The sequence below is a fragment of the Roseicyclus sp. genome (assembly GCF_965662675.1).
In the GTDB taxonomy this organism is placed as follows: domain Bacteria; phylum Pseudomonadota; class Alphaproteobacteria; order Rhodobacterales; family Rhodobacteraceae; genus Roseicyclus.
Genome location: NZ_CBFIIK010000121.1, coordinates 1 through 7,645, shown reverse-complemented (window position 1 = coordinate 7,645; position 7,645 = coordinate 1). Strand labels below are relative to the sequence as shown.

Sequence of the window (7,645 nt, the reverse complement as noted above, 5' to 3'; positions counted from 1 at the left end):
GCCGCAACTTCGGTCAGGCGTTTGTCGGGTGTCATCACGGTCGCGACATCCAAAAGGCCAAGCCCCGGCGTTTCTCCCGGCTCTCCCTCGATGCCGTCAGGATCGCGCACCATATGGCCCAGCATCTGGTAGCCGCCGCAAATACCCAAGATCCGCCCGCCACGGCGCAGATGGGCGCGGATATCCACATCCCAACCCTGCGCCCGTAGAAAGGCAAGATCGCCGCGCGTCGATTTCGTGCCGGGCAAGATGACCAGATCGGCATCCCCCGGGATCGCGCGGCCCGGCCCCAGCATCGTCAGCCGCACGCCCGGCTCTTGTTTCAGCGGGTCGAGATCGTCGAAATTCGCGATCCGCGACAAGGCGAGGCACACGATGTGCAGCCCATCCGCCCGCTTGGGCGCGTCAAGATCCAGCGCGTCTTCGGCCGGAAGCTTCCACGCATCGTCAAACCATGGCAGCACGCCGAAACCGGGCCAGCCCGTCGCCTCGGCGATCTTGGCATAGCCATCGTCGAACAGCCGCAGATCACCCCGGAACCGATTGACGAGAAAACCGGAAATCCGCGCCGCATCCGTGGGCGGCAACACCGCCTTGGTGCCCACGATCTGGGCGATCACGCCGCCCCGGTCGATATCGCCCGCCAAGATCACCGGCACGCCTGCCGCTTCGGCGAAGCCCATATTGGCGATGTCGCGCTGGCGCAGATTGACCTCGGCGGGGCTGCCCGCGCCCTCGACGATCACCAGCTCATGGCGCGCCTTGAGCCGCCCGAAGCTGTCCAGCACCGCCGCCATCAGCCGGGGCTTGAGCGCGCCGTAATCCATCGCCTCGGCCCGGCCGAGCATGCGACCCTGCACGATGATCTGCGCGCCGGTATCGGTCTCGGGCTTGAGCAGGACCGGGTTCATATCCGTATGCGGCGCCAGCCCCGCCGCGCGCGCCTGCACCGCCTGCGCGCGTCCGATCTCGCCCCCGTCCACGCTCACGGCGGCGTTGTTGGACATGTTTTGCGACTTGAAGGGCGCGACATCGATCCCGCGCAGCCGCGCCGCCCGGCACAGCCCCGCGACCAACAGCGACTTGCCCACATTCGAGCCCGTGCCTTGGATCATCACCGCCCGTGCCATGCCCTGCCTCCGCGCTTTGGCGGCATATGGCATCGCCCGCGCCGCGCTGTAAAGCGGGCCACTGGACAGCTTGCAGGGGCTGGCCCATAGTCCGGGCCTTGATGGTCCATGATCTCATCATCGCGGGGGGTTGCGTCGTCACGCCGGGCTGCGTGGCGGTGATGGATATTGCCGTATCGGACGGGCGGATCGCAGCCCTCGGTGCGGGACTTGCCGCGCGTGCGCGGATCGATGCCAGCGGCCTGATCGTCACCCCCGGCGGGGTCGATCCGCATTGCCATATCGAACAGATGTCGGGGATGGGCCTGTTCAATGCCGATACATTCGAGACCGCCACCCGCTCGGCGGCGATGGGCGGCACCACCAGCGTGATCTCCTTTGCGGCACAGGCCAAGGGCCAGCGCTTGGCCGATGCAATGGCCGATTACGCGGCCCGCGCCGCGCGTGGCGCGGCCATCGACCACGCCTTTCACATCCTGATCAGCGATCCCGATGTGCCCGCGTTCGAGGATGACCTGCGCGCGCTGATCAAGGCCGGGCATCGGTCGATCAAGCTCTTTACCACCTACAATATCGGGCTTTCGGATGCCGCGATCCTGCGCGTCTTGCGCATTGCGGGCAGCGAAGGCGCACTGACCTGCATCCATGCCGAGAATGACGCCATCATCGCCGATGCGCGCGCGCAATTGCTGGCCGAGGGGCGCACCCGGCCCATCGACCACGCCGCCTCCCGCCCCCGCGCGGCCGAGATCGAGGCGGTATCGCGCATGTGCCATCTGGCCGAGTTGGCCCACGCGCCCGTGATGATCTTTCACGTCTCGACCCGCGAAGCGATCGTGGAAATCGCCAATGCCCGCGCACGCGGCGCGCCCGTCTGGGCCGAAACCTGCCCCCACTACCTGTTTCAGACCGAAGCGGTGCTGGACCGCCCCGGCATGGAGGGGGCGAAATGGATGTGTTCGCCGCCCCAACGCATGGCGGATGATCAAGATGCACTCTGGGCCGGGATCGCGGCGGGGCATCTCCAGATCGTGTCGTCGGACCACGCGCCCTATCGCTATGACGAAACAGGGAAATTCGCCAATGGCTTTGATGCGCCCTTTCCCGCCATCGCCAATGGCATGCCGGGGCTGGAACCCCGCCAACCGCTGATGTTCGACGCGATGGTCACGCGCGGGCGCTTGGGGCTTGCCGGGTTTGCGCGCCTGACAAGCGAGGCGCCCGCCGCGCTTTACGGCCTGCAAGGCAAGGGCTGCATCGCACCCGGCTACGACGCCGATCTGGTGCTGTGGGACCCGGCGCAGAGCCGCACCTATGGCGCGAACGACTTGCACGACAATGTCGGCTACAACCCGTGGGAGGGCACGACCATTGCCGGTCTTCCGACGGCCGTGTTCCTGCGCGGGCAGCCCGTGATGCGCGCGGGGGAGTATCTGGGCCAACCCGGCACGGGCCGCTGGATCGACCGCCCCGCCATCGGCACACGGGCCCGTGATCTGACAGGGACAGCGCCATGACCGACCGCCCCGACGCGCCGCATGAGCTGGCGATCACCTTTCTCTACTACCGCGACCTGCCACGCGCCTATGCCTTCTACCGCGATGTGCTGGGATTGCCGCTTGCCATCGATCAGGGCGATCTGGCCAAGATCCTGCGCATCGCGCCCGGCGCCCATGTCGGGCTGGTGGATGAGGCCAAGGGGATGAACAACTGGCAGGCCGAGAAATGTGTCCAGCTATGCATGCGGGTGGCGGATGTGCAAGCGTGGTACGATTATTTGGCGGGAATCGGGGTGGATCACCTGTCGCAAATGTTCCAAAACGACAAGCTCGGCATCCGCGCCTTCGTCTTTCGCGACCCCGAGGGCTACCAGATCGAGATCCAGCAGACCACGCGGGCAGGCGCATGATGGCCACCCTTTTCGTCATCAACCCCAATTCCAGCCAGACCGTCACCGACGGCATCGCCGCCGCCCTCGCCCCCTTGCAGGGCATGGGCGCGCCGATCCAATGCCTGACCTTGGCCGAGGGGCCGCCCGGCATCGAAAGCCAGTCGCAGGCCGATGAAACCATCGCGCCGATGCTGCGGCTCGCCGCATCGTTGGAGGCCGAGGCGGCAGGCTTCGTCATCGCCTGTTTCGGTGATCCCGGCGTGCATGCGCTGCGCGACCGCACCGCTAAGCCCGTTCTGGGGATACAGGAGGCGGCCGTTTCCACCGCGCTCACGCTGGGCCAGCGCTTCGGCATCATCGCGATCCTGCCCGCCTCGATCCCGCGCCATCTGCGCAGCCTTGGCGCGATGGGGGTGCTGGATCGTCTGGCGGGCGACCGCGCCTTGGGCCTTGGCGTCGCCGAACTGGCCGATCCCGGCATCACCCGCGAGCGCCTGATCGAAACGGGCCGCACCTTGCGCGATCAAGACGGGGCCGAGGTCTTGATCCTTGGCTGCGCCGGCATGGCGCGCTATCGCCCTGAACTGGAGCAAGCGCTACACATCCCGGTGATCGACCCCTGCCAAGCCGCCGTTTCCATGGCCTTGGGCCGCATCGCCCTGTCACAGACCCACAAACCCGGAGCCTGATATGGCCAAACTGCTCGACGAAACCGCCGCTGGCGTCTTTACCATCGCCGCCACCCCCTTTCTGCCCGATGGCACACTCGACCCCGCCAGCATCGACAGCATGGTCGATTTCTACGAAGACAAGGGGGCCACGGGCCTCACCATCCTTGGCATCATGGGCGAGGCGGGCAAGCTGTCGGCCGAGGAAAGCGATATCGTCATCGCGCGGGTCACGGCGCGCGCCACCGTGCCGATCGTCGTTGGCGTCTCGGCCCCCGGCCTTGCGGCGATCAAGGCGCTCGCTGACAGCGCGATGGACAAGGGGGCGGCGGGTGTCATGGTGGCCCCCCCCGGCCATCTGCGGACCGATGACCAGATCATCGGCTATTTCCAGATGGTGGCCGACACCTTGGGCAAAACCCCTTGGGTGGTGCAGGATTTCCCGCTGGTCACCGGCGTGCAGATGACGCCCAAGGTGATCCGCGCGATCTTCGATAGCTGCCCCACCGCCGTCATGCTCAAGCATGAGGATTGGCCGGGCCTCGACAAGATCACTACCCTGCGCGCACAAGAGGCATCGGGCGCGCGCCGCATCGCGATCCTGTGCGGCAATGGCGGGCAATTCCTGCTTGAAGAGGTGCTGCGCGGCGCCGATGGCGCGATGACGGGTTTCGCCTACCCCGAGATGATGGCCGATGTGGTGCGCTTGGTGAAAGCGGGCGATGAGGGGCGGGCGCGCGATCTTTTCGACGCCTACCTGCCGCTCATCCGCTATGAAAGCCAGCCGGGTCTGGGCCTCTCGATCCGCAAGCATATCTTGGCCCAGCGCGGCGCGATTGCGCATCCCACCGTCCGCCGCCCCGGCCCGGCGCTCTCGGCGGGCACGCTGGCAGAGATCGAGACGCTGATCAGACGCCAGACAGCAAAGCTCGCAAGCCTCGGGTAAGACAAAAGCAAACGGCCCGAGGTTTCCCCCGGGCCGCGTTGTCACCTGATCAAGATCGCGATCAGAACATGTCGTTGTGCATGACCTTGGCCCATGCCGCGACGAAATCGGTCACGAACTTCTCGGCCGCGTCATCTTGGGCATAGACCTCGGCATAAGCGCGCAGGATGGAGTTCGAACCGAACACCAGATCGACGCGAGTTGCCGTCCACTTGGTCTCACCGCTCTTGCGAGCGACGATATTGTAGCTGTTGGCCCCGGTCGGCACCCAAGAATAGGACATATCCGTCAGGTTGACGAAGAAGTCCGTGCTCAAGGTGCCCACACGGTCGGTAAAGACACCATGCGCGGTGCCACCATGGTTGGTGCCGATCACACGCATGCCGCCAACAAGCACCGTCATCTCGGGTCCGGTCAGGCCCAGAAGCTGGGTCCGGTCAAGCATCAGCTCTTCCGCGCCCACGACGTAATCGGCCTTCAGCCAGTTGCGATAGCCATCAGCCAAGGGTTCCAGCACTGCAAAGCTCTCGGCATCGGTCATCGCGGCGGTTGCATCGCCACGCCCGGCCTTGAAGGGCACGGTGACGTCGAAACCGGCGGCCTTGGCGGCCTGTTCCACACCGAGATTGCCCGCCAGAACGATGGTATCGGCGACCGACGCACCATGCGCCGCGGCGATGGGTTCCAGCACCGATAGCACATGCGCCAGACGGGTGGGCTCATTGCCCGCCCAATCCTTTTGCGGCGCAAGGCGAATACGCGCACCATTGGCACCGCCACGCAGATCCGACTGGCGGAAGGTGCGCGCGCTATCCCATGCGGTGGCGACCATGTCACCGACCGACAGGCCCGCAGCAGCGATCGCGGCCTTGAGCTTGGCGACATCATAGCCCGTCTTGCCCGCGGGGATCGGATCTTGCCAGATCAGGTCTTCCTTGGGTGCATCGGGGCCGATGTAGCGGGTCCGGGGGCCAAGATCGCGATGGGTCAGCTTGAACCATGCGCGCGCGAAGCAATCGTCGAAATAGGCGGGATCGGCCATGAATTTCTGACAGATCGCGCGATAGGCCGGGTCCATCTTCATCGCCATGTCGGCATCCGTCATCATCGGCATGACGCGCTTGGTGGGGTCGGTCGCATCCACCGGCATGTCGTCTTCCTTGATGCCGACGGGGCGCCACTGGTTCGCGCCAGCGGGGGATTTGGTCAATTCCCACTCATAGCCGAACAAGAGGTCGAAATAGCCCATGTCCCACTTGGTGGGGTGGGTCGTCCAAGCGCCTTCGATGCCGCTGGTGACCGCATTGGTGGCCTTGCCACCCAGATGCGGGTTCATCCAGCCAAGGCCCTGGTTCTCGATGCCTGCCGCCTCGGGTTCGGCACCAAGTGCCGCCGCATCGCCATTGCCATGCGCCTTGCCGACGGTGTGGCCGCCAGCGGTCAGCGCGGCGGTTTCCTCGTCATTCATCGCCATGCGGGCAAAGGTTTCGCGCACTTGGCCCGCGGTCTTGATCGGGTCGGGCTGGCCGTTCACGCCTTCGGGGTTCACGTAGATCAGGCCCATCTGCACTGCAGCCAGCGGGTTTTCCATCGTGGCCGGGTTCTCGAGGCTCTCATAGCGGCTGTCGGACGGCGCCAGCCATTCCTTTTCCGCGCCCCAATAGGTGTCTTTCTCGGGATGCCAGATATCTTCGCGACCGAAGGAAAAGCCAAAGGTCTTCAGACCCATCGACTCATAAGCCATGTTGCCCGCAAGCAAGATCAGATCGGCCCAAGAGATTTTGTTGCCGTATTTCTTCTTGATCGGCCACAAGATGCGGCGCGCCTTGTCGAGGTTGCCGTTATCGGGCCACGAATTCAGGGGTGCAAAGCGGATATTGCCCGCACCACCACCACCGCGCCCATCCTGCAGGCGGTAAGATCCCGCGGAATGCCATGCCAAGCGGATCATCAGACCACCGTAATGGCCCCAATCGGCCGGCCACCAGTCTTGGCTATCGGTCATCAGCGCCTTGAGATCGGCCTTGAGCGCATCGACATCCAGCGATTTGACCGCTTCGCGATAGTCAAAGCCTGCAAGCGGGCTGACCTTGCTGTCATGCTGGTGCAAGATATCGAGGTTCAGCGCCTTGGGCCACCAATCCATCACATCGGTCGCGGTCGTGGTGATCGCGCCGTGCATCACAGGGCATTTGCCCGCCGACTTGTCGTCTCCGTCCATCATCTCTCTGGTCTCCATTTTCGCTGCAAGACTGCGTGGCTTCGCGTCGCCTAGGGGAATGCATAGATGCGATTCCCCGCTCCTGCATTGCCTTTAGCAAAGATCAGCGATCAGGATAAGTTGTATTTCCTGATTGTCATGATAAGCTAATCTTATGACCAACATTACCCTTCGCCAATTACGCTTTGTCGATGCGCTGGCCCGGTTCCGACATTTCGGACTGGCGGCCGAGGCCTGTTCCGTCACCCAGCCCGCTTTGTCGATGCAGATCAAGGCGCTGGAGGAAAGCTTGGGCGCGCGGCTCTTCGAGCGGGGCGCACGGCAAGTACGGCTGACGGGCTTGGGCGAAGAGATCGCGGATCGCGCGCGCGACATCTTGCGCGCCGTGGGCGAACTAGAGGATGTGGCCCGCACAAAGCGCGACGGGCCGGGTGGGCGGCTACGGCTTGGCGTGATCCCGACCATCGCGCCCTATCTTTTGCCACGCCTGATCCGCGATCTGGGCGCGCGCTATCCCGGCGTCGATCTGCAACTGCGCGAGACCCAGACCGAGCGGCTGATCGCCGAATTGCGCGACGGGCGGCTGGATACCGCCCTTGTCGCCCTGCCCGTCTCGGAGTCAGGCTTGACCGAGGTGGCGCTGTTTTCCGAAAGCTTCGTGCTGGTCCGCCCCGAGGCCGAAGCACATCGCCCCGTGCCCGCCCCCGCCGCCCTGCCCGACATGCAGCTTTTGCTCTTGGAAGAGGGGCATTGCTTTCGCGATCAAGCGCTCGAGGTTTGCGGCCTGCG

General features: G+C 65.0%; 7 protein-coding genes. 5 read left to right on the top strand and 2 right to left on the bottom strand.

The window, feature by feature from the left end; translation table 11 throughout:
- Window positions 1-1,130: cobyric acid synthase (locus tag ACTG4J_RS13720; RefSeq protein ID WP_439140305.1), on the bottom strand; the 1,130-nt coding region annotated here is incomplete at its 3' end.
- A gap of 101 nt (window positions 1,131-1,231) precedes the next feature.
- Here ACTG4J_RS13720 and hydA point away from each other — a divergent pair.
- Genes hydA through ACTG4J_RS13700 form a run of 4 tightly spaced genes read left to right on the top strand, consistent with a single transcriptional unit; the run spans window position 1,232 to window position 4,635 of the window.
- On the top strand, window positions 1,232-2,647 hold the full coding sequence (hydA, locus tag ACTG4J_RS13715) for a dihydropyrimidinase (protein WP_439140304.1): 1,416 nt from the start codon (window positions 1,232-1,234) through the stop codon (window positions 2,645-2,647).
- Window positions 2,644-3,039 (top strand): VOC family protein, encoded by a 396-nt coding sequence (locus ACTG4J_RS13710; RefSeq protein ID WP_439140303.1) that lies wholly within the window; start codon window positions 2,644-2,646, stop codon window positions 3,037-3,039. The genes hydA and ACTG4J_RS13710 overlap by 4 nt, the downstream gene beginning before the upstream one ends.
- Entirely contained in the window at window positions 3,036-3,710 is a 675-nt protein-coding gene (locus tag ACTG4J_RS13705) for an aspartate/glutamate racemase family protein (RefSeq protein WP_439140302.1), read from the top strand. The genes ACTG4J_RS13710 and ACTG4J_RS13705 overlap by 4 nt, the downstream gene beginning before the upstream one ends.
- A gap of 1 nt (window position 3,711) precedes the next feature.
- Window positions 3,712-4,635 carry a dihydrodipicolinate synthase family protein gene (locus ACTG4J_RS13700; protein ID WP_439140301.1) on the top strand — a complete coding sequence of 308 codons (924 nt, stop codon included), beginning with the start codon at window positions 3,712-3,714 and terminating at the stop codon, window positions 4,633-4,635.
- Between the two features lie 61 nt (window positions 4,636-4,696).
- Here the strand turns inward: ACTG4J_RS13700 and katG are convergent, their stop codons facing one another.
- A complete protein-coding gene (katG, locus tag ACTG4J_RS13695; RefSeq protein WP_439140306.1) occupies window positions 4,697-6,856 on the bottom strand; it encodes a catalase/peroxidase HPI in 2,160 nt (719 codons plus the stop codon).
- 154 nt (window positions 6,857-7,010) lie between these two features.
- Between katG and ACTG4J_RS13690 the strand changes: the two genes are divergently transcribed.
- Window positions 7,011-7,645: LysR substrate-binding domain-containing protein (locus tag ACTG4J_RS13690; RefSeq protein ID WP_439140300.1), on the top strand; the 635-nt coding region annotated here is incomplete at its 3' end.

Coding starts and splice junctions, on each gene's coding strand:
- ACTG4J_RS13710 (WP_439140303.1), top strand. CDS start 2,644: ATGACCGACCGCCCCGACGCGCCGCATGAGCTGGCGATCACCTTTCTC.
- ACTG4J_RS13700 (WP_439140301.1), top strand. CDS start 3,712: ATGGCCAAACTGCTCGACGAAACCGCCGCTGGCGTCTTTACCATCGCC.
- katG (WP_439140306.1), bottom strand. CDS start 6,856: ATGGACGGAGACGACAAGTCGGCGGGCAAATGCCCTGTGATGCACGGC.
- hydA (WP_439140304.1), top strand. CDS start 1,232: ATGGTCCATGATCTCATCATCGCGGGGGGTTGCGTCGTCACGCCGGGC.
- ACTG4J_RS13705 (WP_439140302.1), top strand. CDS start 3,036: ATGATGGCCACCCTTTTCGTCATCAACCCCAATTCCAGCCAGACCGTC.